Here is a 26,543-nt window from a genome sequence, read left to right as displayed (position 1 = left end):
ATGTCGAACGTGATGCGGGACAGCCAGATCATGGCGCAAATGAAAGACGAGGATCTCGGCTACATGTCCGACATGGCGCTCGAACTGGCGCAAATGGCGGAGGACACCGGATTGACGACGCTCGCTTATCTGTTTCGGATGGCGGCCCTGGAGGCGTCGACGGCCAACAGCGTTCTCGCCGAGCCGGACGAGCTCCCCCGGCAGATGACGTCGCACTAGACGCAGCCCTGCTCGATTTTACGACGATCGTACCCTCTCACCGCCAGCCGGTGAGAGGGTGATGCCGTTTCGCTGCGGCAGGTTGCCTCATGCCGCGCGGCAGCTTTTTTGCATTGCGGGGCGCGTCCCGGCCGCACGTGCCGAGATGCAACAAAGTGCATGTTTGATGTCGAATCGCTCTTGCCTCGGAACGATACTGCCATTACCCATTTTTCGGCCTTGAAGAGGCAGGGGGAGCTCTTTCACTGATGGCGACAGTGTTCGAACATCGGCGCGCGTCTGTATGCGCCTGAAAGAGTCCTGATGCTGCTCGTCGTCGAACAATTCTTGAATGGGTTGCAGTTCGGTCTGCTGCTGTTCCTGCTCGCCGCGGGCCTGACGCTGGTGTTCGGGATCATGGATCTCGTCAACCTCGCGCACGGCTCGCTCTATATGATGGGCGCCTATTTCGCCGCCACCTTCGCGGCGTGGACCGGCAGCTTCCTGCTCGGCGCGCTGATGGCGTTGGGCGCGACGCTGGTGCTCGGCATCGTGCTGGAGGTGAGCGCGCTGCGGCATCTCTATGGCCGCGACCATCTCGACCACGTGCTCGCGACCTTCGGCCTGATCCTGTTCTTCAACGAAGCCGTGCGGCTGATCTGGGGCCCGGCGGGCCTGGCGCTGCCGCTGCCGGCCTGGCTCACCGTGCCGGTGCCGATCCTGCCCGGCATTCACTATCCCGCCTATCGCCTCGCCATCATTGGGGTAGCGCTGCTGGTCGCGCTGCTGCTCTATCTCGGCGTGATGCGCACCCGCATCGGCATGCTGATCCGCGCCGGCGCCTCCAACCGCGAGATGATCGGCGCACTTGGCATCAACATCAAGCTGCTCTACACGCTGGTGTTCGGCCTGGGCGCCGCACTCGCGGGCCTTGCCGGGCTGATGCAGGCGCCGATCCTGACCGTGCAGATCGGCATGGGCGAGAACATCCTGATCCTCGCTTTCGTCATCATCGTGATCGGCGGCATCGGTTCGATCCGCGGCGCTTTCCTCGCTGCGATCTTCGTCGGCATGATCGACACGCTCGGCCGCGCCTTCCTTCCGAACCTGCTCCGCCAGGTGCTGAGCGGCGCCGCCGCATCCACCGCCGCGCCCGCGCTGTCCTCCATGCTGATCTATCTGCTGATGGCGATCGTGCTGGTGGTGCGGCCGGAGGGGCTGTTTCCGGCCAACCGTCGATGAAGAGTTTGAGCGTGAGCAAGGCCGTCACGGCCCTGATGCTGGCGGGCCTCGTGCTGCTGCCGCTCTACTCGCATCTGACCGGCAACATCTTCATCCTGACGCTGTTCACCCGCATCATCATCCTGGCGCTGGCGGCTGCGAGCCTCAACCTCATCATGGGATTTGCGGGCCTGATGAGCTTTGGCCATGCCGCGTATCTCGGCATCGGCGGCTATGCCGTCGGCATGCTCGCGCAGGAAGGCGTTGGGTCCGGCTTCATCCAGTTTCCGGTCGCGATTGCGGCGTCGGCGATCTATGCGCTGGTGATCGGCGCGCTGTCGCTGCGCACCCGTGGCGTCTACTTCATCATGATCACGCTGGCCTTCGCCCAGATGGCCTACTATGTCGCCTCGGGCCTGGCCCGTTACGGCGGCGACGACGGCCTCACGATCTACACGCGCAGCGACTTCTCGGGCCTGATCGATCTCGGCAACCGCACGCAGTTCTATTATCTCTGCCTCGCCTGCCTTTTCGGCGTCATGCTCCTGATATGGCGCATCGTCAACTCGCGCTTCGGTCTTGTCGTGCAGGGCCTGCGTTCCAACGAGCAGCGCATGCAGGCCATCGGCTTCCCGGCCAAGCGTTACCAACTGGTCTGCTTCGTCATATCAGGCACGATGTGCGGCCTTGCCGGCGCGCTGCTCGCCAACAACACCGATTTCGTAAGCCCGGCCGTGATGTACTGGACCCGTTCCGGCGACCTCATGGTGATGGTGATCCTGGGCGGCATGGGCACGCTGTTCGGCCCGGTCATGGGTGCGGTGGTGTTCCTGCTGCTGGAAGAACTGCTGTCGCAGATCACCGAATATTGGGCGCTGATCCTGGGCCCGCTGCTGCTGCTCATCGTCCTGTTCGGCCGCGGCGGCATCATGGGCGCACTCGGGAGGGCTGGCCGTGGCTGAACCCTTGCTCCGCGTCGAAAAGCTGGTGCGCCGCTTCGGCGGAATCATCGCGACCGACAACGTCTCGCTCGACGTCGCATCCGGCGAGCTGCACGCCATCATCGGCCCGAACGGCGCCGGCAAGACCACGCTGATCAGCCAGCTCACCGGGCATCTCGAACCGCATTCCGGCAGCGTCTCGCTGGCGGGGCGCGACATCACCTATCTGCCGGCCTATCGCCGCTGCGCGTTGGGCCTGGCGCGTTCGTTCCAGATCACCTCGCTGCTGCTCGACTTCACCGCCGCGGACAATGTCGCGCTGGCGGCGCAGGCGCATGCCGGCACCTCGTTCCGATTCTTCGCCAATGCGCGGAAAGAGAAGGGTCTGCGCGATGCCGCCCAGGCGGCGCTCGATCGCGTCGGCCTCGGCCATCGCGCCGATATCGTGGTCTCCAGGCTCAGCCACGGCGAACGCCGCGAGCTGGAGCTCGCGGTCGCGCTCGCCAGCAAGCCGAAGCTGTTGCTGCTCGACGAGCCGATGGCCGGCCTCGGCGTGACCGAATCCCAGCGCATGGTGAAGCTGCTCCAGGAGCTGCGGAAAGAGGTCTCGATCGTGCTGGTCGAGCACGACATGCCGGCGGTGTTCGCGCTGGCCGACCGCATCACGGTGCTGGTCTATGGCCGCGTCATCGCCTCCGGCGACCCGGCCGCGATCCGGGCCAATGAGGACGTCAAGCGCGCCTATCTCGGCGATCAGCATGTGGTGACGCATCATGGCTGACACGCTGCTCGAGGTCGACGGCATCGAGACCTGCTACGGCCTGTCCCAGGTGCTGTTCGGCCTGTCGCTGTCGATCAAGCCGGGCGAGATGGTCTCGCTGATGGGCCGCAACGGCATGGGCAAGACCACCACCATCCGCTCCATCATGGGCCTGACGCCGGCGCGCGCGGGCACCATTCGCTTCGCGGGCGCGGAGGTGCGGCAGCTTCCGTCCTACCGGATTGCGAAACTCGGTGTTGGTCTCGTGCCCGAGGGCCGGCAGATCTTTCCGAACCTCACCGTGCGCGAAAACCTGGTCGCGGCCGCGGCGGATCGCTTCAACAGCGATAATCCCTGGACGCTCGCCGCGATCTACGTGATGTTTCCGCGCCTCGCCGAACGCGCGTCCAACATGGGCAACCAGCTTTCCGGTGGCGAGCAGCAGATGCTCGCGATCGGCCGCGCGCTGATGACGAATCCAAAGCTCCTGATCCTGGACGAGGCGACCGAAGGCCTCGCGCCGCTGATCCGGCAGGAGATCTGGAATTGCCTGTCGCTACTCAAGAGCCGCGGACAGTCGATCCTGGTCGTCGACAAGAACGTCGACCATCTCGCCCGCATCTGCGATCGACACTACATCATCGAGCGCGGCAAGACGGTGTGGAGCGGCACCTCCGACGAGCTGATGGCCGCGCCGGACCTGCAGCACAAATATCTGGGAATTTAAACGCGTTCGTCCCCTTCGCCGCGGCAATGCGAGCTACTCTTCGAGCAAATCCAAATTCGAAATCCTCCAAACAGCGCGCTGAGCTCTTGAGCGTGCCGCCGTCAGCCGTCAAACAAGACGCGGCGTTGTGGATTCGATGCGGGACTTTTACGAGCAAATTGTCGGGTTGCCTGAGGACGACGTCGGTTCCGCACAGCGAGGGGCAGCCCAATGGCTGGATTATCCGGGCTGCGTGGTCGTCCAAGGTGAGTTCCGAGCCGACGCCGAGGGGCCTGCAATCGCAGCGCCGGGCTTGTTCATCTCGGTGGCGTTCGATGAAGCCGGTGCTGGCCCCGGCACTCTGACGCGCTCGATCGGCGAGAGGCGGATGGGGGTGATCGCGGTGCGCGAGTCCCTCGCCGTGAAGCGCTCAATGCGGTGCGCCATCGGCCTTGCGTTGCCCGGAGCATCCATCGATCAGCTCGGACTTGGCGCCGCGTTTCGGGCGCTGTTCAAGGACGAAGGATCTGGCGCCGTCGTCCTCTCGCTGGCCGCATCAGCGCGCGTGCGGGCCGTCGCGGCGGAAATGTTCTCGCCGCCGGTCGCCGGAAACGCGGCGCGATTGCTGATGTCGGCGCATGCCGCCGAGATCGTCGTCCATGCCTTGTTCGGCGAGTGCAGCCGGATCGCGGTCGATCCGGCAACAGACCTCCAGCGCATGCGCCTGCAATCGGTCAAGGAGCGGATGGATGCCGACCTCGGCTATCCCTGGAGCATCGACGAGCTGGCGCGGAACGCAGGCCTGAGCCGGCGATCTTTCAATCAGAAATTCCAGATCGCCTATGGCGAGAGCGCCATCGACTATCTGAGGGCGCGCCGGCTCGATACTGCACGAGCCCTTCTGATTCACCAGCGCCTGTCGGTCACCGAGGCGGCCTATCGGGTCGGCTATACTCATCCGGCGAACTTCGCGACGGCCTTTCGCAGGCGCTTCGGTCATTCGCCCAGTCGCTGCGAGTAACGGCAGCAGGCGATGCGCCGCCTCACGCCTCAGTCTTGAAAGCCTCCACGTGGACTCAAAGGCGATTTGCGCAGTCGCAAAGGCGTCGTGCGTCTCGATCTGATTACTCCCGGGTGGTCCAAAGACGGAGCTTGGGGAAGACAATGAGGCGTGGCGACGGACAGACGTTCGGTTGGGAACGGTTGATGAAGGCTGGTCTGGGGGCGGCCGGTCTGGGCGTGGTTTTGCAGGTGACACCGACCCTTGCACAGGTCTCCGGGACCAATTCGGGATCGACGGCCGCGTCATTGCCGCCCGTCACCGTGGAGGCGCCGAATCAGGTGCGCCCGCGCGCCGTGTCTGCCCAGCGCAATTCACCGTCGCAACGCGGCCGTGTCGCGGCGCAACGCAATGCCGCCTCCAGGCAAGCCGCAAGCCAGGATGCGCGCGAGGCAGGTGGCGGTCGCGCCACGATATCGAGCGAGAACAGCTACGTTGCCAGCAGCAGCTCCGCCGGCACCAAGACGAACACGCCCCTGCTGGAGACGCCGCAGTCGATCTCGGTCGTGACGCGCAAGGAGCTCAACGACCGCGCCGTGCAGACGCTGACGCAGGCAGTCGGCTATGAGCCGGGCGTGCGCATCGATGCCTCGGGCTACGATCCGCGCTTCGACGCCATCTCGATCCGCGGCTTCGACATCACCTATAACGGCATCTATCTCGACGGCCTGCGTCTCGTCGGCGCTGGCCTTGGCGTGTTCAAGACGGAGCCCTATGGGGTCGACAGCATCACCGTGGTCCGCGGCCCGAGCTCGGCGCTCTACGGCCTCGGCTCGCCAGGCGGACTGATCGATCTGCAAAGCAAGCTGCCGACCAGCCAGCCTTTCCACGAGGTGCAGACGCTGTTCGGCGATCGCGAACGCGTTCAGGGCAATTTCGATTTTTCGGGGCCGATCGATCCCAACGGCCAATTCTCCTATCGGCTGACCGGCATGGTGCGAGACGCCGACGTGTTCGTACCGGGCGGCAAGGACAACCGCACCTATGTCGCTCCCGCCGTCACCTGGAGACCCGACCAATCGACAACCCTCACGCTTCTCGGCGCCTATCAGAAATCGAAGACGCCGGGCTCGATGTTCACCTATTCTTCGGGCATCGGGACGACGACGGACATCTTCACGGGCAGCCCGTCCTACAATTCGCTCGACCAGGAGCAGGGGCGCATCGGCTATCTGTTCGAGCACGCGTTCGACAACGCCGTGACCGTCCGCCAGAAATTCCGCTACGTCGATCTCGACGCTGTCACGCGCTATGTCGGCTTTCTCGGTGCTCCCGTCGGCAACGTCGTGTCGCGTTATACCGGCTACGTCCACGACACGCTGCAATCGGCCATCATGGACAACCAGGTCGAGGCGAAGCTCTCCACCGGCCCGGTGCAGCACACGCTTCTGGTCGGCACCGACTACACATCGTCGAAGTTCACCGACAAGCAGGGGTTCGGCTTCGGCGTGTCCGATCTCAATCTGGCTGCGCCGGTCTATGCGCCGGAATCCATTCCGGATCCCGCGATCTCCTCGTCCACGGCGCAGCGGCAAACCCAGTCCGGCGTCTACATTCAGGACCAGACCAAACTCGACCACTGGATCCTGACGCTGAGCGGCCGCAGCGACTGGGTCCGCACCACCGGCGAGGACCGGTTCGCGCTGACAAGACAGACGCAATCTGATCAGGCCTATAGTGGGCGGGCAGGCCTGACCTATTTGTTCGATTCCGGTGTGGCGCCCTACATCGCCTATTCGACGTCGTTTTTTCCCAATCTCGGCGTCGATCCCTCAGGCGCCTTCTTCAAGCCGACCACCGGCAAGCAGACCGAGATCGGCGTGAAGTATCAGCCGCCGGGGACGCGAAGCCTCATTACCGCTGCCGTGTTCGACCTGACGCAGGATGGCGGCCTGGTGACGACGGGCACCGGCGTGACGGTCCAGCGCGGCGAAATTCAAAGCCGCGGCTTCGAATTGCAGGGGCTTGCAAGCCTCGGCAATGGTTTCGACATCACCTCGTCCTACACCTATCTCGACATGGTCACCAAGCAGGCCGGCGACAGCGCGCTGGTCGGCAAGTTTCCGTCGGGCAATCCTCCGCACACCGTGACGCTGTGGGGCAATTACGCCCTGCCGCTGGCTGGTCCCTTCGCGGGCCTGAGCGTCGGTGCCGGCGCGCGCTACATGTCTTGGAGCTATGGCGACGACGCGAACACGTTCAAGAACAGCTCGGTGACCCTGGTCGATGCCGCGCTGAAATACGATTTCAGCCAGGCCGCAAAGGAGCTGAAGGGCCTCACGTTCCAGGTCAACGCCAAGAACCTGTTCAATGTGCACTACACGACGTGTCAGGTCGGTTACTGCTACCGGGGCGCGCCGCTGACCGTCATCGCCACGCTCGGCTATCGCTGGTGAGCGGAGCTGCCGGGCGGGCGTCGCCGGACAATTACCAATAGATCCCGTGGCGGTGCAGTTCGCGGATCACGCGGGCTTCGACAGATGGCTGCCGGCGTTTCGGCTTTGGCGCTTCGGTCGTCTTTGCCGGCGTCGTGCTTGATTGCACCGGAGCTGCGGCGGTCGGTGCCGTTGCGGCGGGTGCGGTCGGCGTCTGGACGTTTGCCGGTGACGCTTGCGTCGCCTGCGGCGGCACGGCGGCCGGCGCGGCCGGCTGCTCGGTGGCCGGTTGCTTCGAATCGGCCGCCGCCAGACTAAGGCTCCGCGAGCCTCCGGCATGGGCCTGGCTTGCGAGCAGCGACATCGCGGCGATCAGGATCAGCTTGCGCATGGCAATCCCCGTCATCTGGTCAATCGATCTTACCCAATTCCCTTGGGCTTCATGGACCTAACGCGCGAGGCGGTGCGTGCCGATCTCGATCAGGGTGGTCCGGCAGGACAGGCGATAGATCAGGCTGAAAAGTTGACCCCACATGACCGAACTCCGTTGTTGATCAATGCAGAGAATCTAGACCGCCTGCCTTTCCGGCGTTTTTCGCCGGGTGAGGAAAATGGCTTCGTCCGGGGGCGGCGCGATGTCGTCGCAACAGTCCGGAAGAAGTCGCCTCACGCGGGCGTGAAGCAGCGCGCCGAGCGGGGCCGATCGGATTCCGATCAAGGCCGGTAGTTCTCCCGGGATGAAGCGCCCGCAGCGCGGCAGTAACGTGCGGGCGCCTCAGCCCCGGTTATTGTATGAGCTCCGATCGCCAAGACGATCCGCCGATCCTCATCTGCTCAAAATGCAGGCGGCCAATGAAGTTCCTGGCGACACTACCTGGAATAGTCACGCTGCCTGCGGAGCACGTTTATCATTGCGTCCAGTGCCGTCGCGTCGACACGATTCGGCTGAAGTGACGCTCTGGTGGCCGGGGCGGGCCGCTTACAGCAGTTGTAGCTGCTCCCGCCGCCGCGAAACCGGTGCTATAATATCGTGAACAGACGAGAACAGGGAGGACACCATGAACCACACCATGGTTCCCAGTGATCGCGTGGAGCACGTCGCCGTCTACGGACGCGACGGCACGAAGCTCGGCACGATCGAGCGGTTGATGCTCGACAAGATGAGCGGAACGGTTGCCTATGCCGTGATCAAGACCGGCGGGCTGCTCGGTACGCGTCACCATTATCCGCTGCAGTGGAGCGCGCTGAAATACGATCCAGCACGGCAGGCGTTCCAGACCGAGCAGACGCTGGACGAACTCAGCAGCGGCCCGTGCGAGTTCGATGGCGACGCGTTCGACTGGGGCGACCGCTCGCGGCCCTACCCGCATCCGCATTACTGGTCGGTCTAGCGAGCAAGACGGTTCGGCCGCGGAGCAGTATTTGACGCGAGCGCCCGCTATCCCGCGAGCGGCGGCTCGCCGACCTTGGGCCAATAGGTGCCGAAGCTCCAGAGCCCGCCCTCCGGATCGCGTGCGGCGAAATCGCGGCTGCCATAATCGGTCGTGTAGGGCTCCATCTCGATCTCTGCACCAGCGGATTTCACCTTCGCATAGAGCGCGTCGGGATCATCGACAGCCAGATAGACGGCATCCGTCCGCCGGCCGCCGATGTCGCCAACCAATTTGCCGTAGGCATCGTCGCGATGCGCGCCCAGCATGAGGATCGACGATCCGAACGCCAGCTCGGCGTGAACGACCGTGCCCTCCTTGCGGTACACCACCCGTTCGGTGAAGCCGAGAACGTCCTTCAGCCAGGCGATCATCGCCTCGGCATCCTTGCAGCGCATGGTGTGGTAGAGGCGCGGCGCTTCGTAGCCGTTCGGCTGGTTCATGACACTCTCCAGGTTCGGTGCAAGCTTGTTGCGAAGCCGACCCTAGTTCGGATCATGGCGGCCGGCTTGAACAAATGGGACCTGACCGTGCCTCGCGCCGTCTTGCCGCTGTTTTGGCGCTAGCCCCCGCCGTCCCGCATCAGGCGTGAATCGACGACATCGAGCCGCGCGGCCCATCCGGTCGGCGTCTCTCCGCTGAACATCCGGAAATCGCGAGCAAGATGTGCCTGGTCGGCATAGCCGGCGTCCGCGGCAATGGCCGCCCAGCCGCCTGCGCCATCCGTCCGGGCCAGGACGCAAGCGCGATGAAAGCGCAGCATCTGGGCCAGCGTCTTTGGCGGAGCGCCGATCTCGCGGTGGAAGCGGCGTGTGAGATGCTTGCGGCTCCAGCCGATGTCGGAGGCAATGTCGGCGATCCTGACCGCGCCCGCGCCTCGCCACAGCGTCTCCAGCGCGAAGGCGACCTCAGGCGAGGGCTCGTGTACGGCGCGGCGAAGCACGAAGTCTTCGACGATCTCGAATCGTCGCTGCCAGCCGGCCGCCTCGGCCACCCTGGCGCGGAGCTCCCTGCCGTGCCGTCCCAGAATGTCGTCGAGCCCGACGATCCGCGCGGTCAGATCGGGCACGGCGCCTCCGAAGAAGCGATACGCCCCGAGCGGCGTGAAATCGACCTGAACGCATTCGGCGCGCCCGTCGGATTCGATCACGACCGGCCCAGGAAACAGACCCGCTGCGAAACTCGGCCGCGCATCGGCGGTGTCCGGTCGGTGTCCGAGCGCAATGCGGAAGGGCGTTCCCAAATTCACCAGCAGAGGCAGTGCAAGCGGCGCGGCGTGGCGGAAGGCGGCCAAGCCGATCCCGCGCTCGCGGTAGAAGGAAATGCTGGAGATCAGCCGCGCAAGACGCGGCGAGGGCGGTCGACGGATGACATCGGGAGGTGCGTCCATCACGCGCTAACGCTCCGTCACTTCGCGCTCCATGCGTATGGTGTCGCAGAGCATGTCGGTCATGCCTGGAGCTTAGCAGGCGATCGCAGCGGAACTCAAATGACCCGGTGCGTGGCACGCCGTCGAATTGCGCCGAAGCGCTGCCGCCCCGTCACGGCCGGTTGCGCATCCAGTCGGCCAGGCCCGCTATCGCCTTGTCGAGATCCTGGCGCGCGGCGGCGTCCGTGATCGTCTCCTCCAGCGGGCCGCGCATGCAGAGCATCCAGGCGTCGCGCTCGGCGTCCCCAATGGCGAAGCCGAAATGGCGCTGGCGCAGCCGCGGATGACCTTTCTCGGGTGTATAGAGCCGCGGGCCACCGGTCCATTCGGTGAGATAGCGCTTCAGCACGTCCCTGATCAGGCCGAGGTCGTCCGCATGCATGGCGCGGATGATCTTCGCCTCCGGCAGCGTGTCCATGCGGTCGTAGAAGCGGTCGACGAGGGCGTCGATCGTGGCGCTGCCGCCGATCCGCTCGAACATGGAGGTGGCGACGTCGGTGGACGTCATCGCTACAGCGCCACGCTGCGCAGGCCGAAGCTGCGGGCTTCGTTCTGCAGCACCGGCCGCACCGCATCGATCAGGCGTGCGGCGGCGGCATCGACGGAGAGGCCGGCGGTATCCACCACCGCGGTCGCGCGCGAATACAACGGCTCGCGGCTGAGCAGGATGTTGCGCAGCTCCGTCATCGCCGAGCGATCATCAGCCATCGGGCGTAGATCGCCCTGACGACGCACGCGCGCCATGTGCTCCTCGGGCTCGGCCTTTAGCCAGATCGTGTAGAACGAGGAGAGGACCTGGTCGAAGGTCAGGGGCTCGGAGACGATGCCGCCGCCGGTTGCCAGCACCATCAGCTCGTTGCGCGCGAGCAGCTGTTGCAGTGCCGCCTGCTCCATGCGTCGAAAGCCTTCCTGGCCGTACAGCGCGATGATCTCGGCGACCGAGAGCCCGTTCTGCTGCTCGACCTCCTTGTTGAGTTCGACGAAACTCCAGCCGATCTTCTTCGCCAGCATCCGCCCAAGTGTGGACTTGCCCGCGCCGCGAAGGCCGATCAGCGCGATCCCGCAGAACGGCGCGCGGCGGGGCGCGTTTGCGCTGCCGCCGGAGAGCAGATCCTTGGCCTGAGCAATCTGCGCGGGCGTCGCCTTGCGCAGGAGGTCGCGAAACATCTGCCAGTCCGGCGTCGGATCGGCGCTGGGCAGCAAATCTTCGAGATGGGCGCCCATCGCGTCGGAGACGCGGCGCAGCAGCACGATCGAGACATTGCCCTTGCCGCTCTCGAGCTGCGCGATGTAGCGCTCCGAGATCCCCGACACCTTGGCGAGCACTTTGCGCGACATGCCGCGCAGCGCGCGCATGGTGCGCACACGCTGGCCGAGTTGTTCGAGGAAGCGGGATTCGGCGTCGGGACTTTCGGTCATGAGTCTTCTTTACAGGGGTCCTGCGGCGCGTTTTAATGAAACATAGTGCCTGCTGGCATTGACAGCAAGCCGCCGTGGTGTCCTTCTATGAATTATAATTCTAATTCCGGGGAGATGTCCGTGAGCGAGGGATCCTATAACGCGGTGACCTGGCTGCTCGACCGTAACGTCAGGGAGGGCAGGGGCAGTAAGCTCGCCTTCGACGACACCGTCTCGCGACTCACCTATGGCGAGCTCCAGCAACAGACCCGGCGCGCCGCCAACATGCTGCGCCGGCTCGGCGTCCGCCGCGAGGAGCGCGTGGCGATGATCATGCTGGATACAATCGATTTCCCGATCGTGTTCCTGGGCGCGATCCGCGCCGGCATCGTGCCGGTGCCGCTCAACACGCTGCTGACCGCGGACCAATACGCCTACATCCTCGCCGACTGCCGCGCGCGCGTGCTGTTCGTGTCCGAAGCGCTCTATCCCGTCATCAAGGACGTTGTCGGCCGCATGCCGGATCTCGAGCATGTCGTGGTCTCCGGCGCCAAGCAGAACGGCCACAAGCAGCTTGCCGAAGAGCTCGCTGGCGAGAACGATCAGTTCACCACCGCCGTGACGCATCCGGACGAGCCGGCGTTCTGGCTGTACTCGTCGGGCTCGACGGGCATGCCGAAGGGCGTGCGCCATTTGCATTCCAATTTGCAGGCCACTGCCGACACCTATGCCAAGCAGGTGCTCGGCATCCGTGAGAGCGATGTGTGTCTCTCCGCGGCGAAATTGTTCTTCGCCTATGGCCTCGGCAATGCGCTGACCTTTCCAATGTCTGTCGGTGCCAGCGTGATCCTCAACAGCGAGCGTCCGACGCCGGCGCGGATGTTCGACCTGATGAACCGCTACAATCCCTCGATCTTCTATGGCGTGCCGACCTTGTTCGCCGCGATGCTCAACGACGAGACCATGAAGAGCGAGCGCGGCGGCAAGGCTTTGCGCATCTGCACCTCCGCCGGCGAGGCGCTGCCGGAATCCGTCGGCCACAGCTGGAAGGCACGGTTCGGTGTCGACATTCTCGACGGCGTCGGCTCGACCGAGCTGTTGCACATTTTTCTGTCGAACGCGCCCGGCGACATCAGATACGGTTCCTCCGGCAAGCCGGTGCCGGGCTATGCGGTGCGGCTCGTCAACGAGGCGGGCCAGGACGTCGCCGACGGCGAGGTCGGCGAGCTCCTGGTCGATGCGCCCTCCGCCGGCGAGGGCTACTGGAACCAGCGTCACAAGAGCCGCCGCACCTTCGAGGGGCCGTGGACCCGCACCGGCGACAAATACATTCGTGACGCCGACGGCCGCTTCACGTTCTGCGGCCGCGCCGACGACATGTTCAAGGTCTCCGGCATCTGGGTCTCGCCGTTCGAAGTGGAGAGCGCGCTGATCACGCATCCGGCCGTGCTGGAAGCTGCCGTCGTGCCCGAGGCCGATCCGGAAGGCCTCCTGAAGCCGAAAGCCTTCGTCGTGTTGCGCCCAGGCGCAAAGACGACGGACTTGCAGGAGATGCTCAAGGAGCACGTCAAGCAGAAGATCGGCCCCTGGAAATATCCGCGCTGGATCGATGTGGTGGAGTCCTTGCCGAAGACGGCGACGGGCAAGATCCAGCGGTTCAAGTTGCGCGAGGGCGCGCATTGATGGTGCAGGCGGCGGACTGGCTTCCTTACCCTCCCCTGGAGGGGTCCGGGACGAGCGTAGCTCGCCCGTGGGTCGGCACGCGATCGAGCGTAGCGAGACGCGTGACGGGTTGGGTGATCTTTCCACGGGCACCGCATCCGTGGAGAACCTGTCACCCCACCCCGCTTCACATCTCGCTGCGCTCGCTGTGAATCGACCCTCCCCCTCCCGGGGAGGGTGGGCATCTCGGCATTGGCTAGAAATGGGAATTCGACCATGACCAATCTCACCCCCAGCGGCTTCCTCAGCATCGGTGGCGCCAGCCTCGAATACAGATGGCTCGCTCCGCTAGCCCCCGACGCGCCCACCATTGTGATGCTGCATGAGGGCCTCGGCTCCGTCGGCCTCTGGGGTGATTTTCCGGAGAAGCTGCAGCAGGCCACGGGCGCGGGCATCTTCGCCTATTCGCGCGCAGGCTACGGCCAGTCCAGCCCGGTCGCGCTGCCGCGGCCGCTCGACTACATGCATCGCGAGGCGCTGGACGTGCTGCCGAAGCTGCTCGACATGATCGGCTTCAAGCGCGGCCTGCTGCTTGGCCATTCCGACGGTGCCTCGATCGCCACCATCTATGCCGGGGCGCATCAGGATCATCGCCTGAGCGGCCTCGTGCTGATCGCGCCGCATTTCATCGTCGAGGACATCTCGATCAAATCCATCGCCGCGATCAAGACGACGTTCGAGACCACGGACCTCAAGACAAAGCTGGCGCGCTGGCACAAGGACGTCGACAACGCCTTCCACGGCTGGAACGGCGCCTGGCTCGATCCAAAGTTCCGCGATTGGGATATCTCCGAATACCTCGCATACATCCGCGTGCCCGTCATGATCGTGCAGGGCACAGATGATCAATACGGCACGCTGCGCCAGGCCGAGATCGCGCAGGAGGAATGTTACTGCCCGGTCGACCTGGAGATCATGGCTGGGGCGGCGCATTCCCCGCATCGCGAGGCCGCGGGGCCGACCCTCGATGCCATCGTGCAGTTCGCAAAGGCCGCCTTGCGGGACGATCCGGGGCTTCAGGCTGCATGAAGCCCATGCGCGCCGAGATGAAGCAAAGTGCATGTGAATCCGCGATTCGGGCTAGACTAACCTAACAAGATGCACTATTGTGCATCTAACGCTCCAGATGCACAACCAAGCTTAAGGGTGGCTCATGGCCGGGGAAGATCGGCGCCTCGCAGGCGGCGCGACATTCATCGATTTCCAGACCGAACCGTCCCGCTACAAGCATTGGAAGCTCGCGGTCGACGGTGACGTCGCAACGCTGACCATGGACGTCGACGAGAATGGCGGCCTGTTCGAGGGCTACCAGCTCAAGCTCAATTCCTACGACCTCGGCGTCGACATCGAGCTGGCCGACGCGATCCAGCGCCTGCGCTTCGAGCATCCGCAAGTGAAGGTCGTGGTGCTGCGCTCGGCCAAGAACCGCGTGTTCTGCGCGGGCGCCAACATCCGCATGCTCGCGGGCTCCACCCACGCGCACAAGGTGAACTTCTGCAAGTTCACCAACGAGACCCGCAACGGCATGGAAGATTCGTCGGAGAATTCCGGCCAGCGCTTCATCACCGTGGTGAACGGTTCGGCCGCCGGCGGCGGCTATGAGCTGGCGCTCGCGACCGATCACATCATCCTCGCCGACGACGGCTCGTCCGCCGTCGCGCTGCCCGAAGTGCCGCTGCTCGCGGTGCTGCCGGGCACCGGCGGTCTCACGCGGGTGGTCGACAAGCGCAAGGTGCGCCGCGACCACGCCGATGTCTTCTGCACCATCGAAGAGGGCGTGAAGGGCAAGCGCGCCGTGCAATGGCGCCTCGTCGACGAGATCGCGCCGAACTCCAAGCTCGAGGCCAAGATCGCCGAGCGCGCCAAGGAATTCGCAGGCCAATCGAAGCGCAAGGGCAGCGGCAAGGGCATCGCACTGACGCCGCTCAGGCGCCTGATCGACGAGAACAGCATCCGCTACGGCTTCGTCACCGTCGATATCGATCGCACAGCGCGCATCGCCACCATCTCGATCAAGGCGCCGGAGACCGCGCCGCCCGCCGACATCGACGGCATGATGGCGCAAGGCGCCTCGTTCTGGCCGCTGCAAGTGGCGCGCGAGCTCGACGACGCCATCCTGCACTTACGCATCAACGAGCTCGAGATCGCGATGCTGGTGTTCAAGAGCCACGGCGACCGCGCCCATGTGCTCGCCAGCGATACGTTCCTCGAAGCGAACAAGGCGCACTGGCTGGTCAACGAGATCAGGCATTACTGGAAGCGCGTGCTCAAGCGCGTCGACGTCACCTCGCGCACGCTGGTGACGCTGGTCGAGCCCGGCTCCTGCTTTGCCGGCACGCTCGCCGAGCTCGTCTTTGCCGCCGACCGCTCCTACATGCTGATCGGCACCCGCCAGGGTGACAATCGTCCGCCGCCGTCGATCGAGCTGTCCGCCATGAATTTCGGCCCCTATCCGATGAGCCACGGCCTGACACGGCTGGAATCGCGCTTTCAGGCCGATCCGTCCGATTTGGAGCGCGCGGAAGCAACGCTCGGCACCAGCCTCGATGCGGAGCAGGCCGAAGAGCTCGGCCTCGTTACCTTCGCGCTCGACGACATCGACTGGGACGACGAGGTCCGCGTGTTCCTCGAGGAGCGCGCCAGCTTCTCGCCCGACAGCCTTACCGGCATGGAAGCGAGCCTGCGCTTCGTCGGCCCCGAGACGATGGAATCGAAGATCTTCGCGCGCCTCACCGCCTGGCAGAACTGGATCTTCCAGCGCCCGAATGCCGTCGGCGAGGAAGGCGCGCTGCGCCGCTACGGCAGCGGCCAGAAACCGAAATTCGATATGACGCGAGTCTAGCGAGTAGGGAGTGGCGAATGGCGAATAGGGGATGCCCATTCGCTACTCGCCATTCGCCATTCGCCCTTTCAAACGAGCTAGTCCCACACGGGAGGTCCACATGAACATCATGAACGTCGACTACTCGACCAAGATTCCCAACAACGTCAATCTCGCCGAAGACCGCCAGGTGCTCAAAGCGCTGGAGGGCTGGCATCCCGGTTACATGGACTGGTGGAGCGACATGGGCCCCGAGGGCTTTCAGGAATCGCTGGTCTATTTGCGCACCGCTTACTCCGTCGATCCGCGCGGCTGGGCCAAGTTCGATTATGTCCGCATGCCCGAATATCGCTGGGGCATCCTGCTTGCGCCGCAGGAAGAGAACCGCGTCGTGCCGTTCGGCGAGCATTATGGCGAGCCGGCCTGGCAGGAAGTGCCGGGCGAGCATCGCGCCATGCTGCGCCGCCTGATCGTGATCCAGGGTGACACCGAGCCGGCCTCGGTCGAGCAGCAGCGCCATCTCGGCAAGACCGCGCCCTCGCTGTACGACATGCGCAATCTGTTCCAGGTCAATGTCGAGGAAGGCCGTCACCTCTGGGCGATGGTCTATCTGCTGCAAAAGTATTTCGGCCGCGACGGCCGCGAGGAAGCCGACGACCTCTTGCGCCGCCGCTCCGGCGACGCCGACGCGCCGCGCATGCTCGGCGCCTTCAACGAGGCGACGCCGGACTGGCTGTCCTTCTTCATGTTCACCTATTTCACCGACCGCGACGGCAAGATGCAGCTGCACTCACTGGCGCAGTCCGGCTTCGATCCCTTGTCGCGCACCTGCCGCTTCATGCTGACGGAGGAAGCGCACCACATGTTCGTCGGCGAGACCGGCATCACCCGCGTCGTGCAGCGCACCTGCGATGCGATGCGCGCGGCCGGCATCACCGACCCCACCGACATCGCGAAAGTCCGCGCGCTCGGAGTGATCGATCTTCCGACCATCCAGAAGAAGCTGAACCTGCACTACACGCTCTCGCTCGACCTGTTCGGCTCGGAAGTGTCGACCAACGCGGCCAACGCCTTCAACGCCGGCATCAAGGGCCGCTACCACGAGACCCAGATCGACGACGATCACCAGCTCAAGAATTCGACCTATCCGGTGCTCAAGCTGATCAACGGCGAAGTCAAGCTGGTCGACGAGCCGGCGCTGACCGCGCTCAACATGCGCCTGCGTGACGATTACAGCCAGGACTGCGTCAAGGGCATGCTGCGCTGGAACAAGGTGATCTCGACCGCCGGCTACGACTTCAAGTTGACGCTGCCCAACGTCGCCTTCCACCGCCACATCGGCGAGTTCAAGGACGTGCACGCGACGCCCGACGGCATCCTGATCGACGATGCGACCTGGGCCAGGCGCAAGGACGAATGGCTGCCGTCGGCCAGCGACGGCGACTTCATCACCTCCCTGATGCAGCCCGTCACCGAGATCGGCCAGTTCGCCTCCTGGATCTCGCCGCCCAAGGTCGGCATCGACAACAAGCCCGGCGATTTCGAGTATGTGAAGATCGAGTCGTAGGGCTACGACGCTGCTCCACACTCTCAGTGTCCCCCCTACAAGCAAAGGCCTGGCAACGCATCGCATTGCCAGGCCTTTGCGCAGATCGAGGACCCAGACCCACAGGAAGGAGTTCGCCGAGGGCTCGGAGTGGGACCTCCTGTCACACGCCGACCCGTGGCTATGGGTCCGGGATTTGCGCTCACCTCGTTCGCTTGTCCGGGCCGAGCGGCGCGTGACGTGGAGGAGCCTGGGACGTGTACTCCTAGACGCGTGACGTCCGGTTTCGGAAAATGGAGCGGGCATATTCGAAAGCTGCGAGAACGTCAGCTTGCGGCCCCTTAGCTGACAGCTGCTATTTCAAACGCCGTCCCCGCGCGAAGACCTCCGATGGAAGTTCTCCGAACATTTTCCGGAAGTCGTTGGCGAAATGGCCTAGATTGGCGAAGCCGCATTTGAAGGCGATCTGAGACACTGATGTTCTCGGATTTCCTTCCAGGAGCATTTGCCTGGCGCGTCGGAGCCGCACGGACTTTGCAAATTGCATCGGCGAATATCCGCGATTCTTCTTGAAAGCTGCATAAAGACTGCGGATGCTGGTGTTCGTTTGTGCTGCCAACTCCTCGACGAGAACAGCACGAGCCCAATTTGCTTCGATGTATTCCTCGGCCAAGCGGACTGCGAGAGGCGCTGGCTCGGTGGCGGGACTCTCCAACAATTCCGTGTAGTTGTGTCTGTGAGCCGAGAGGAAGGTCATGATGAGCGCTTGCTCGAGCTCGACCAGCGCCGGTTTAGGGAGCTGCGCTGCCGTTGAATTCAGCTGGTCGGCCAAGAACATGGTCAGCTGACGCAACAGATGGGCCGCAGGCTGCTTCGGCGGCGTGGTGGGGTTGAACAACAGCGTCCCACGAGGTGGCGCTCCGAGGAGTGTTGCTAACGCCTTATCGAGCGCAGCCGTTTTGATACGAAGGATTAACTGCTCAAACCCCGCTTCGAATATGATGGTACTCGGCTGCCCCGGCGAGGTGATGCCGAGGTGCTGCTCGTCCACGGGCACCGTCGTCGCGGTGTCTAAAATGACGCTCGCTTTCCCCTTGAGACCGACTTGGAGTCTTGCAAAATCGCCTTCGGGAAAATCGACGATCGTTTTGGCAGCATATCCACAAAAGCCGAGCCCGATATGGGGCAATATCAGGTAATTTGCCACCCCCTCGAAATCGATTGAATTCGCGACAGAAAAACCGGTTGCTCCATAGACGGTGCGCAGCGCATCCCTCATCTCTTCGGGGTTGCGTGTGCGGACGACCGGAGAGCGGTTAAGCGGGTAATCGATTTCATCCATTTGACAATCGCAAAGCCGGATCAATTGGTGATTTTTTGATCAGGAAACGCATTTGGCACTGATCTGGATCAAGAAGTGCTTCGATGCCGAAATTGAGCAATGATTGCAGAATTAGGCCATGAGAAATCGTTGTGCCGGCGTAGCAGGTAAGAGATGCTTACGGGATGGAGCGGGGGGGTGCTCATACAACATCCGGCTCCAGGGGCCTTGCGAGTTCTGCAAGAGCGCGCCTGCGTTCTCAGCAGTGAATAGCAGTGTTCCTACGGACTTGGCTAAACCGAACAGCTTTCGATGACCTAACTATAATATTTTCATTTCGTCCGCTGACGGCTTTGGCATGGCTGCACCGAACGAAACACTGACCGTCGAATGTTTTCGACGGTCCATTTTTCCGCAACTTCAACGGTGAGCGCTTCGCGCTGCTTAACTTAGCACACTTAGCGGAGCGATCTTGGATGGCTGTTCGCTGTGGCCCGAACTCGCTTAGCATTCTTGGTGATCCGAAAGGGAGAAGCGACGTGGTTTGCGCGGTGGATGATACTTTCCGGGCTACTCCAAACGTCAGCCAGCTCAGAGAACAATTAAGCAGGGAAAGGCACCCGGAAATGCGCAGCAGAATACTCGACCGTCTTGCAGCTGAACTGGCCAAACTTCCCGAACCTGAACAGCGGGTCGAGTTGATCAGGACGGCGAAATACTTGGTAACCTAGTGTCAGAGATCAGCTATGTACAACGTAGTGCAGTTTCCAGGCACGCGCCCTCGACCCGACTTGGAAGGAGATGTTCGGCGCGCCATCCTCCTTCTCGACATTTCCCTCGTTCGGACTGCCAGCTTGATCGCGAGCTGTCCTGCGGGTGAACGGAGGCGTGAATTGAATAGCGAGCTCCTGGAGCTACAAGCCAAGCTCGAATATCTGCGCGCCTTGGCTCGAAGCACCTTCGCTGGAGCTCGCCGTCAAGTGTGATGTCTCGTTCTGGCCCGTGGCGACCTTAGTTCGAGAGCGACGCGAGGCCTCGGCTAAGCGAGCTGCCCAACACATGGCTGCGACTATTGACCCTGATCAATATGCGGTTTTGTTGCAGGCGTATGTGCATACTGCGTAGTCCCCCAACTACGAGCCCTACCCGTGAGCCGTCAGTTTCCCCAAGGGCTGGCGGCTCATTTTTGCCCCGGACGGCCGTGTTGGCCGTGCGACCTACATGCAAATACCTGGGCCCGCCAAAGTTGCGCTGCATCAAATCCGGCCACTCCGAGTTCCGTACTCTGGCGGGAAAAAGGGGAGAACCGGAATGCTGGTGCGGATCAACCCGGCAAGCCGTCGTCCCATCGACGGACATCTTGCAGCACTGACGGGCGAGCGCGCTTTCTGCAGCGAGTTCAAATACCGTCGGGGCATGGAGATTTTCGGCGAAGGCGAGGACGCGGAGTACGTCTACCAGATCACCTCCGGCGCAGTGCGTACTTGCAAAATGCTTCCCGATGGTCGTCGTCATATCAACTCGTTTCATCTACCCGGGGACATGTTTGGTTTTGAGAACGGGGCAACGCATCGCTTCAACGCCGAAGCGATCATTGAAACGACAGTGCGGATCACGCGGCGACGCAGCGTGCTAGACGCGATGACAAGCCGAGAGAAGGGTGCAATGAACCTCATCGGTTTCGTCACGCAAAACCTCCAGCACGCCGAGAACCGCATGCTGCTGCTGGGCCGGAAGACATCTCTGGAGAAGGTTGCGGCATTCCTGCTTGAAATGGACCAGCGGCAGGATCACCCCGACATGATGATCTTGCCGATGAACCGCCGCGACATCGGCGACTATCTCGGGCTGACGCTAGAAACCGTTTCTCGCGCCCTTTCCATATTGCGAGACCAGAATCTCGTGCGTTTAGGCGGGGCGACCCAGCGACGGGTTGAACTGCTCGACCGCGACGAACTTGCAAGGCTGGATGCCTGACTACTGGTATTGGCCCACAGCCAACCTCGTCACGTTGTCCGACAACCGTCAAGTCGGCCGGTTTGGCGCCCTTAGATCCAGTTGCTCCATACACCGCAAACAGCGCATTCGTCATTTCATCCGAATCGCGGGTGCGAACCACCGGAGACTGGCTGAGCGGGTATTCTGGAAGATCCATGATCCAAATCAAACGGGCCCCTCGTCACGTCATGGGCCGAGTAGCAAATCCCAATCAAGTGATGGATGGTGATCTAGATCAGCCAGTGTGAATCAGAATCTGAGCAATGTCTGCAGAATTTGGCCGTTGAGGATCGTTCTACATCGGACACGCCTACCGTATGAATCCGTGAGAAGCTCAACAGAGAACTCTCGTTTTAAGTAGTCCGCCTGTGGAGGAGCCGATGGTGCCGACGAAGAGCGATTGGTCGCAAAGTTATCCTCACGCCGTATTGCGGGGCGTTCTGGCGGACGCTGCAAAGACTATCCCCGAAGCAAAACGGACACCTTCCTTGATGGCGTGCCTCGCCGAGAGGATTTTGGCCTCGGCGGCTGACGGCCAAGAGAACCCGATCAATCTAGGTCGCCGTGCCATCGAGAAGGTGCGGGAATCTTGTCCTGACTGCCACGCATGCCATGGCTTGCAAGTAGCCTGCAACAGCGATTGCTCGCAGGAAAAACCGTAGAGCTCCGGCGCAGACCGGTAAGGATTGAGGAACGTATGGGCGTATCCGAGCTACCTTGGGTTATGTGCGTCAGGCATTTATCCAAATCTGCCGCTGAGAATTGGTGCGCCTTTGAGCTGACGGTGTGTGTCGGATGCCCTAATACCGTGTCGTCTCGCCATTCAGTGGGCGCTGTTAAAGACCCCATGAAGTCCGAGGAGATCAAAGGCTGGTTGCGCGGTCTTAAGCCGTGCAAGGTTTCTGATGCCATCAGAAATTAGAATCGCGTCGTTGCAGGCGTTCGAAGGCGTCATCCCTCGCTGAACCAGTGAGCCTGATCTTATTGAAAGCCGATATTACCAATTTGTGCTGGGGAGGACATTTATGCGAAGCTCTCGGTCAATGCTTTACGCCCAACGACTTAGCAAACTCAGTTCTGAGCTCGCAGAGTTGGAAGATCTTCGAGGTTTAGTCGAAAAAGCAGAGCGAAAGGTGCGCGGTCCGCATGCATTATGCTCGACACATCATGCTTCGCAACACCTTCGAAGTCGTGAGCCGCGCGCCCTGTCTGTCCGTCTCCGTCGCAACGCACCGCTAAGCAGGAATCCAGGAGCTCTCGGATCCACTGCGAACGACAACCAAGTCGATGGGGCCCCGTGCCGGTCCAATTTCACGACGGACGGTGGGCTTCTCCCTTCAACCGCTGAATAGTGAACCGAAGTCGTCCTTTCTGCTTGTGGGCCCTTAGCGGACACGCACATCAATGCGTTTTCGAGCGGAAAGCGGACGTCGCTGTGCCTGCATCGATGCGGATGAGTATACGCCCCAGCTCGACACGTGTTTTGCCCGACGTGTCAACCGCATCGCGGCTGCAATCGTCGTCACCTGTGGCGCCCGAAAATCCCTTGCCGATCAAGAGCCTTTCTACTGTGCATGGGGTTGTTTTCGACAGTTTGGTTCGGGAGATCGCCGGATCAATCGCTGTCCCACCCGCTGCCCTTGATCCCCGGGTTCGCATAGACGATGCCGCCGTCGACCGCGATGGTCGCGCCGACCACGTAGTCGCCGGCGCGGGAGGCGAGGTAGATCGCAGCGCCCGCCATGTCCTCGTCGGTGCCGATGCGGCCCACGGGGACGCGCGTTGCGACCTCGTCGGCGTGGTCGCGCGCGGCGCGGTTCATGTCTGACTTGAACGGGCCCGGCGCGATTGCGGTGACCACGATGTGGTCCGGGATGAGCTTCACCGCCATGCGCCGCGTCAGATGAATCAGCCCGGCCTTGCTCGCGGCATAGGAATAGGTCTCGCCGGGATTGACGAAGATGCCGTCGATCGAGGCGATGTTGATCACCTTCGCCGGCCGTTCCGCGCTCGCTGACGTGCGCAGCGTCGGCGCCAACGCCTTGGTCAGGAAGAACGGCGCCTTGACGTTGAGGTTCATCACCTTGTCCCAGCCGTTCTCCGGAAATTCGTCGAACTCCGCGCCCCAGGCGGCGCCCGCATTGTTGACGAGGATGTCGAGCCGGGACTCGCGTTTCCCGAACTCGCTGGCCAGCAGCTCGGCGCCGGCAACGGTCGAGATGTCGATCGGCAGCGCGATGCATTCCCCGTCATATTGCGCGCTGAGCTCCTTGGCGGTGGCCTCGCACGGTCCGGCCTTGCGCGCGGTGATGTAGACCTTTGCCGCGCTGGCGCTGAGAAATCCCGCCGCGATCATCTTTCCGATGCCGCGCGAGCCGCCGGTTACCAGCGCGATGCGGCCTTTGAGCGAGAACAGATCGTTGAACATGCGTCCCTCCCTTGGTTGCCGCCGGTTGTGGGCGGAGCGGGGGGGGGTGTCAAGGAAGGCACGCTTGTCCTCGACCAGTGCAGATTGAGGCCTACGCCGCCGCGATGCGGCGGAAGCCGTTCCACATCGCGGTCGCGGCACCCGAGGTCAGCACCGGCAGGATCCGCGCGTCCTGATAATTGCCATTGAGCGAGACGCGGGGCAGCGCGGTCATGTGGCCGGCGTTCTCCGCGAACAGCATGCCGGGCCGCGTCGTCACCGCGGTCTTGAAACCGGCGGATGCGGCAAGGGCGAATTCGCGCGCGCCCGCGGCGTCGCGGTCGCCATAGGGATAGGCGAGGTGCAGCACCGGGCGCTCCAGCACCTGCTCGATCCGCGCGCGGCTCGCGGCCATCTCCTGCGCGGCGATGTCTTCCGTCTGCTTGGCCAGATTGCAATGGCTGACGCTGTGCGCGCCGATCGTGACCAGCGGATCGGCGGCAAAGGACTTGAGCTCGGCCCAGGACAGGCACAAGCCGCGGCACAGCGCTTCCATGTCGACGCCGTAAGTCCTGCACAGCGCCCCGATCTCGCGCGCAAGATCCTGCTCGCCCGGCAGCGCGCGCAGCCAGTCGTGCAGGCGGTCGAATGCCGCTTGCTTCGCCGCGACACTGTTCGCATCGAGCCGCAGGGCGGAATTGCCGATCTGAATGTCGATCTGCTCGGCCTTGGCGATCACGGCCTCCAGCGCCGTCCACCACAATCGCCCGGTGCCGTCGGCAAAATCGCTCGTGACGTAGACTGCCAGCGGCGCGTCAAATTCGCGCAGCACCGGCAGCGCGTAATCCAGATTGTCGCGGTAACCGTCGTCGAGGGTGAAGGCGGCGAAGCGACGGTCGAACCGGCCCTGCACCAGCCGCTCATGCAGCTCGTCCATGCTGACGATGTCGATGTCGCGCGAGCGCAAATGGCACAGCGTGGCGCGCAGGAAGTCGGGGGTGACCTCGAGATGCCGGTTCGGCTGGAACGCGGCCTCGCGCGCCGGCCGCACATGGTGCAGCATGAAAATGGCGCCGACGCCCGACAAGAGCGGGCGCAACAGGTGGTGCGCCCCGCTGAGATAGAGTGCTCCCAGCCCGGCGCGGATGACGTTGTTACGCAGTTGTTTCATGACCGGGTGGGGGACTTTGGCATTCCGGCCTCAACTTACGGAAGAACCCTTGAAGAAAAAGTTATTCCGATTGTCCCACCCGGGCCTTGGGACCAGGGCCATTTCCGGTTTGACAGCCTGCCAAGGGTTTGTTTTGTCTCCGTTTCCAGAGGTCGGGTCGTCGAATGCAGAAGCTTTTCTCGTGGGCCAGCAAATGGTGGCCGGGGTTGATCCCCCTTGCCGTCATGTGGGGATTTGCGGCCTGGAATAATACCTTACCGGTCGAGGCTGATCTGTCGGCCCGCAGCTCGGCTGCGCTCAAGGACACCGTTCTGGACAAGACCCGGATCGCGGTCGACGGCCGCGACGTCAGCCTGGCCGCGGACGCCTTCTCCGAGGAGGGGCGCCGCGACGCAGTGATGGCGGTCGAAACCGTGCCCGGCGTGCGGCTGGTCGACGACCGGACCCGCCTCGTTCCCGAGGCCAAGCCCTTCGTCTGGAATGCCGAGCGCGACGTGGTGCGGGTGACGCTGTCGGGCTCCGCGCCGCTGCCATCGATGAGGGCCCGGCTGACCGAGGCGGCCCGCAAGGAAGTCGGCGGCGTCGAGGTCGCCGACCAGATGGGGCTGGCGCGCGGGGCGCCGCCCCGGTTCGAAGCCGCCGCGATGCTGCTGCTGGATCAGATCGGCAAGCTGAAGGACGGCAAGATCACGATCACCGACACCAAGGTCAATCTGTCGGGCATGGCGCGCGAACTCGGCGGTCGTGAGGCGATCGCGGCTGCGCTGAAGAACCTGCCCGAGGGTTTTTCGATTGCGGCCAACGAGATCAAGGCGCCGCCCTACATCTTCCAGGCCTACAAGGATCCGGTGGCTGCGACGGTGACGCTGACCGGCTATGTTCCGGACAACAACGTCCACGCCGCGATCGGCACCAGCGCCTCGCGAAAGTTCTTCACCGAAAAGGTCGTCGACAATCTCAAGGCCAGCATCGGCGCCCCCGGCTCCTTCAGCACGGCTGTTATCGCCGCGCTCGGCGCGCTGTCGCGGCTGTCGACCGGCACGCTGGTCGTCTCCGACCGCGAGGTGAAGCTCTCGGGCGATGCGCTCTACGAGGGCGCCGCCAACGAGATCCGCGCAGGCCTCGGCAAGGACTTCCCGAAGAACTGGCAGTACAAGCCGGAGATCACGGTGAAGCCCGCCGCAGGCCCGGTCGACGGCACCGTGTGCCAGCAATTGTTCTCGGAGCTTCTGACCAAGGGCAAGATCCGTTTCGCGAACAGGCGCGCGGACATCGATCCTGACTCGGCCGGTATTCTCGATCGCCTCATCGAGACTGCGCTGCGCTGCCCCACCACCAATATCGAGGTCGTCGGACATACCGACGCCGATGGCGAGGATGCCTTCAACCAGGCCCTTTCGGAAAAGCGCGCGCAGGCGGTGATCGACTATCTGGTCAAGGCGGGCCTTCCTGCCAGCCGCTTCACCGCGGTCGGCCATGGCAGCACGCAGCCCGTCGCCGGCAACGACACCGATGAAGGCAAGGCGCAGAACCGCCGCATCGAATTTCTGGTGAGGTGACGATGCCTTATCTCGTCTCGTTCCATCTGGGCTGGCTGATCGGCTCGCTGCTGCTGGGCTTCTGCATGGGCTGGATCTCGGTGGTCCAGCGCGGCAACGGCACCTCGAAGGTGATTGCGCGGTGGCTCGCAGTGCTTGCCGCCGCCCTGGTCGCGGCCTCTCTCACCCATGTGGTCCCCGGTCGCTTCGGCTACTGGCTCGACCTCGGCCTGATCATGTTCGCCTGCTATCTCGTCGGCGGCACGATCGGAGCGTGGCTGCGCGATCGGGTGGTCTCGCGTACCGCGCCGCCAGCCGCTGTGTGATGTTGCTATGCACCCTCACGCGCGGGGCGGGGTGTGCTCCGCCGCGGCCTTTCGGCGCATTGGAAAACCGGGACCTGGCCGCTCCAGTCACCCCTCTTTCAACAGGCAGGCCGGCTCCATAGATTGACGTTGGCTTAAGGCGTGACGGAACATTGTGCGGCCGAAATCATCAAAA

23 protein-coding genes are annotated in these 26,543 nt (G+C 63.4%); 15 read left to right on the top strand and 8 right to left on the bottom strand.

Annotated features, from left to right (window positions below; genetic code table 11):
- The 7 genes from I6F12_RS26680 to I6F12_RS26650 all read left to right on the top strand — a co-directional run bounded on the left by I6F12_RS26680 (window position 1) and on the right by I6F12_RS26650 (window position 7,282).
- Complete coding sequence (locus tag I6F12_RS26680; protein ID WP_036001783.1) at window positions 1-219, top strand: hypothetical protein; 219 nt, start codon at window positions 1-3, stop codon at window positions 217-219.
- 303 nt (window positions 220-522) lie between these two features.
- A complete protein-coding gene (locus I6F12_RS26675) occupies window positions 523-1,440 on the top strand; it encodes a branched-chain amino acid ABC transporter permease (protein WP_036001780.1) in 918 nt (305 codons plus the stop codon).
- Window positions 1,437-2,381 carry a branched-chain amino acid ABC transporter permease gene (locus I6F12_RS26670; protein WP_109142170.1) on the top strand — a complete coding sequence of 315 codons (945 nt, stop codon included), beginning with the start codon at window positions 1,437-1,439 and terminating at the stop codon, window positions 2,379-2,381. Before I6F12_RS26675 ends, I6F12_RS26670 begins: the two co-directional genes overlap by 4 nt.
- Window positions 2,374-3,141 (top strand): ABC transporter ATP-binding protein, encoded by a 768-nt coding sequence (locus I6F12_RS26665; RefSeq protein WP_036001772.1) that lies wholly within the window; start codon window positions 2,374-2,376, stop codon window positions 3,139-3,141. Before I6F12_RS26670 ends, I6F12_RS26665 begins: the two co-directional genes overlap by 8 nt.
- A complete protein-coding gene (locus tag I6F12_RS26660) occupies window positions 3,134-3,847 on the top strand; it encodes an ABC transporter ATP-binding protein (RefSeq protein WP_036001768.1) in 714 nt (237 codons plus the stop codon). Before I6F12_RS26665 ends, I6F12_RS26660 begins: the two co-directional genes overlap by 8 nt.
- Window positions 3,848-4,079: 232 nt before the next feature.
- Entirely contained in the window at window positions 4,080-4,847 is a 768-nt protein-coding gene (locus tag I6F12_RS26655; RefSeq protein WP_225128460.1) for a helix-turn-helix transcriptional regulator, read from the top strand.
- 185 nt (window positions 4,848-5,032) lie between these two features.
- Window positions 5,033-7,282, top strand: coding sequence for a TonB-dependent siderophore receptor (locus I6F12_RS26650; protein ID WP_036020373.1), 2,250 nt, complete (start codon window positions 5,033-5,035; stop codon window positions 7,280-7,282).
- A gap of 31 nt (window positions 7,283-7,313) precedes the next feature.
- Here I6F12_RS26650 and I6F12_RS26645 read toward each other — a convergent pair whose 3' ends face one another.
- The gene (locus I6F12_RS26645; RefSeq protein ID WP_036020376.1) at window positions 7,314-7,652 is read right to left on the bottom strand and encodes a hypothetical protein; all 339 of its coding nucleotides are present in this window, start codon (window positions 7,650-7,652) and stop codon (window positions 7,314-7,316) included.
- Window positions 7,653-8,319: 667 nt separating this feature from the next.
- Here I6F12_RS26645 and I6F12_RS26640 point away from each other — a divergent pair.
- Window positions 8,320-8,652, top strand: a complete 333-nt coding sequence (locus tag I6F12_RS26640) for a PRC-barrel domain-containing protein (RefSeq protein WP_036001758.1) — start codon at window positions 8,320-8,322, stop codon at window positions 8,650-8,652.
- A gap of 47 nt (window positions 8,653-8,699) precedes the next feature.
- Here the strand turns inward: I6F12_RS26640 and I6F12_RS26635 are convergent, their stop codons facing one another.
- The 4 genes from I6F12_RS26635 to I6F12_RS26620 all read right to left on the bottom strand — a co-directional run bounded on the left by I6F12_RS26635 (window position 8,700) and on the right by I6F12_RS26620 (window position 11,539).
- A complete protein-coding gene (locus I6F12_RS26635) occupies window positions 8,700-9,134 on the bottom strand; it encodes a VOC family protein (protein ID WP_109142172.1) in 435 nt (144 codons plus the stop codon).
- A gap of 119 nt (window positions 9,135-9,253) precedes the next feature.
- Entirely contained in the window at window positions 9,254-9,985 is a 732-nt protein-coding gene (locus I6F12_RS26630) for a helix-turn-helix domain-containing protein (protein ID WP_225113437.1), read from the bottom strand.
- Between the two features lie 247 nt (window positions 9,986-10,232).
- Window positions 10,233-10,628 (bottom strand): group II truncated hemoglobin, encoded by a 396-nt coding sequence (locus I6F12_RS26625; protein ID WP_225157579.1) that lies wholly within the window; start codon window positions 10,626-10,628, stop codon window positions 10,233-10,235.
- Between the two features lie 2 nt (window positions 10,629-10,630).
- The gene (locus I6F12_RS26620; protein ID WP_225157578.1) at window positions 10,631-11,539 is read right to left on the bottom strand and encodes a helix-turn-helix transcriptional regulator; all 909 of its coding nucleotides are present in this window, start codon (window positions 11,537-11,539) and stop codon (window positions 10,631-10,633) included.
- A 120-nt stretch (window positions 11,540-11,659) separates the two neighbouring features.
- On the opposite strand from I6F12_RS26620, the gene I6F12_RS26615 reads away from it, so the two are divergent.
- The 4 genes from I6F12_RS26615 (at window position 11,660) to boxB (ending at window position 17,628) form a co-directional block, all read left to right on the top strand.
- Window positions 11,660-13,201, top strand: coding sequence for a benzoate-CoA ligase family protein (locus tag I6F12_RS26615; protein ID WP_225157577.1), 1,542 nt, complete (start codon window positions 11,660-11,662; stop codon window positions 13,199-13,201).
- 255 nt (window positions 13,202-13,456) lie between these two features.
- Window positions 13,457-14,269 carry an alpha/beta hydrolase gene (locus tag I6F12_RS26610; protein WP_225157576.1) on the top strand — a complete coding sequence of 271 codons (813 nt, stop codon included), beginning with the start codon at window positions 13,457-13,459 and terminating at the stop codon, window positions 14,267-14,269.
- Between the two features lie 124 nt (window positions 14,270-14,393).
- The gene (gene boxC / locus I6F12_RS26605) at window positions 14,394-16,082 is read left to right on the top strand and encodes a 2,3-epoxybenzoyl-CoA dihydrolase (RefSeq protein ID WP_225147458.1); all 1,689 of its coding nucleotides are present in this window, start codon (window positions 14,394-14,396) and stop codon (window positions 16,080-16,082) included.
- A 109-nt stretch (window positions 16,083-16,191) separates the two neighbouring features.
- Window positions 16,192-17,628, top strand: coding sequence for a benzoyl-CoA 2,3-epoxidase subunit BoxB (boxB, locus tag I6F12_RS26600; protein WP_225157617.1), 1,437 nt, complete (start codon window positions 16,192-16,194; stop codon window positions 17,626-17,628).
- 334 nt (window positions 17,629-17,962) lie between these two features.
- Here boxB and I6F12_RS26595 read toward each other — a convergent pair whose 3' ends face one another.
- On the bottom strand, window positions 17,963-18,949 hold the full coding sequence (locus I6F12_RS26595) for an AraC family transcriptional regulator (RefSeq protein ID WP_225157575.1): 987 nt from the start codon (window positions 18,947-18,949) through the stop codon (window positions 17,963-17,965).
- Window positions 18,950-20,239: 1,290 nt separating this feature from the next.
- On the opposite strand from I6F12_RS26595, the gene I6F12_RS26590 reads away from it, so the two are divergent.
- A complete protein-coding gene (locus I6F12_RS26590; RefSeq protein ID WP_225157574.1) occupies window positions 20,240-20,905 on the top strand; it encodes a helix-turn-helix domain-containing protein in 666 nt (221 codons plus the stop codon).
- A 1,636-nt stretch (window positions 20,906-22,541) separates the two neighbouring features.
- On the opposite strand, the gene I6F12_RS26585 is transcribed toward I6F12_RS26590, so the two are convergent.
- Window positions 22,542-23,354: an SDR family oxidoreductase gene (locus I6F12_RS26585; protein ID WP_225157573.1), complete on the bottom strand. Its 813-nt coding sequence runs from the start codon at window positions 23,352-23,354 to the stop codon at window positions 22,542-22,544.
- A gap of 91 nt (window positions 23,355-23,445) precedes the next feature.
- On the bottom strand, window positions 23,446-24,504 hold the full coding sequence (locus tag I6F12_RS26580) for a polysaccharide deacetylase family protein (protein WP_225157572.1): 1,059 nt from the start codon (window positions 24,502-24,504) through the stop codon (window positions 23,446-23,448).
- Window positions 24,505-24,668: 164 nt separating this feature from the next.
- Here I6F12_RS26580 and I6F12_RS26575 point away from each other — a divergent pair, with 164 nt between their 5' ends.
- Complete coding sequence (locus tag I6F12_RS26575; RefSeq protein ID WP_036001690.1) at window positions 24,669-26,063, top strand: OmpA family protein; 1,395 nt, start codon at window positions 24,669-24,671, stop codon at window positions 26,061-26,063.
- 2 nt (window positions 26,064-26,065) lie between these two features.
- Window positions 26,066-26,368 carry a hypothetical protein gene (locus I6F12_RS26570; protein WP_036001688.1) on the top strand — a complete coding sequence of 101 codons (303 nt, stop codon included), beginning with the start codon at window positions 26,066-26,068 and terminating at the stop codon, window positions 26,366-26,368.
- Window positions 26,369-26,543: the final 175 nt, after the last annotated feature.

The sequence above is a fragment of the Bradyrhizobium sp. IC4059 genome (assembly GCF_020193615.1).
GTDB lineage: Bacteria > Pseudomonadota > Alphaproteobacteria > Rhizobiales > Xanthobacteraceae > Bradyrhizobium > Bradyrhizobium yuanmingense.
The sequence above is the reverse complement of the archived record's forward strand: the minus strand, read 5'-3'. Positions and strand labels throughout refer to the sequence as shown.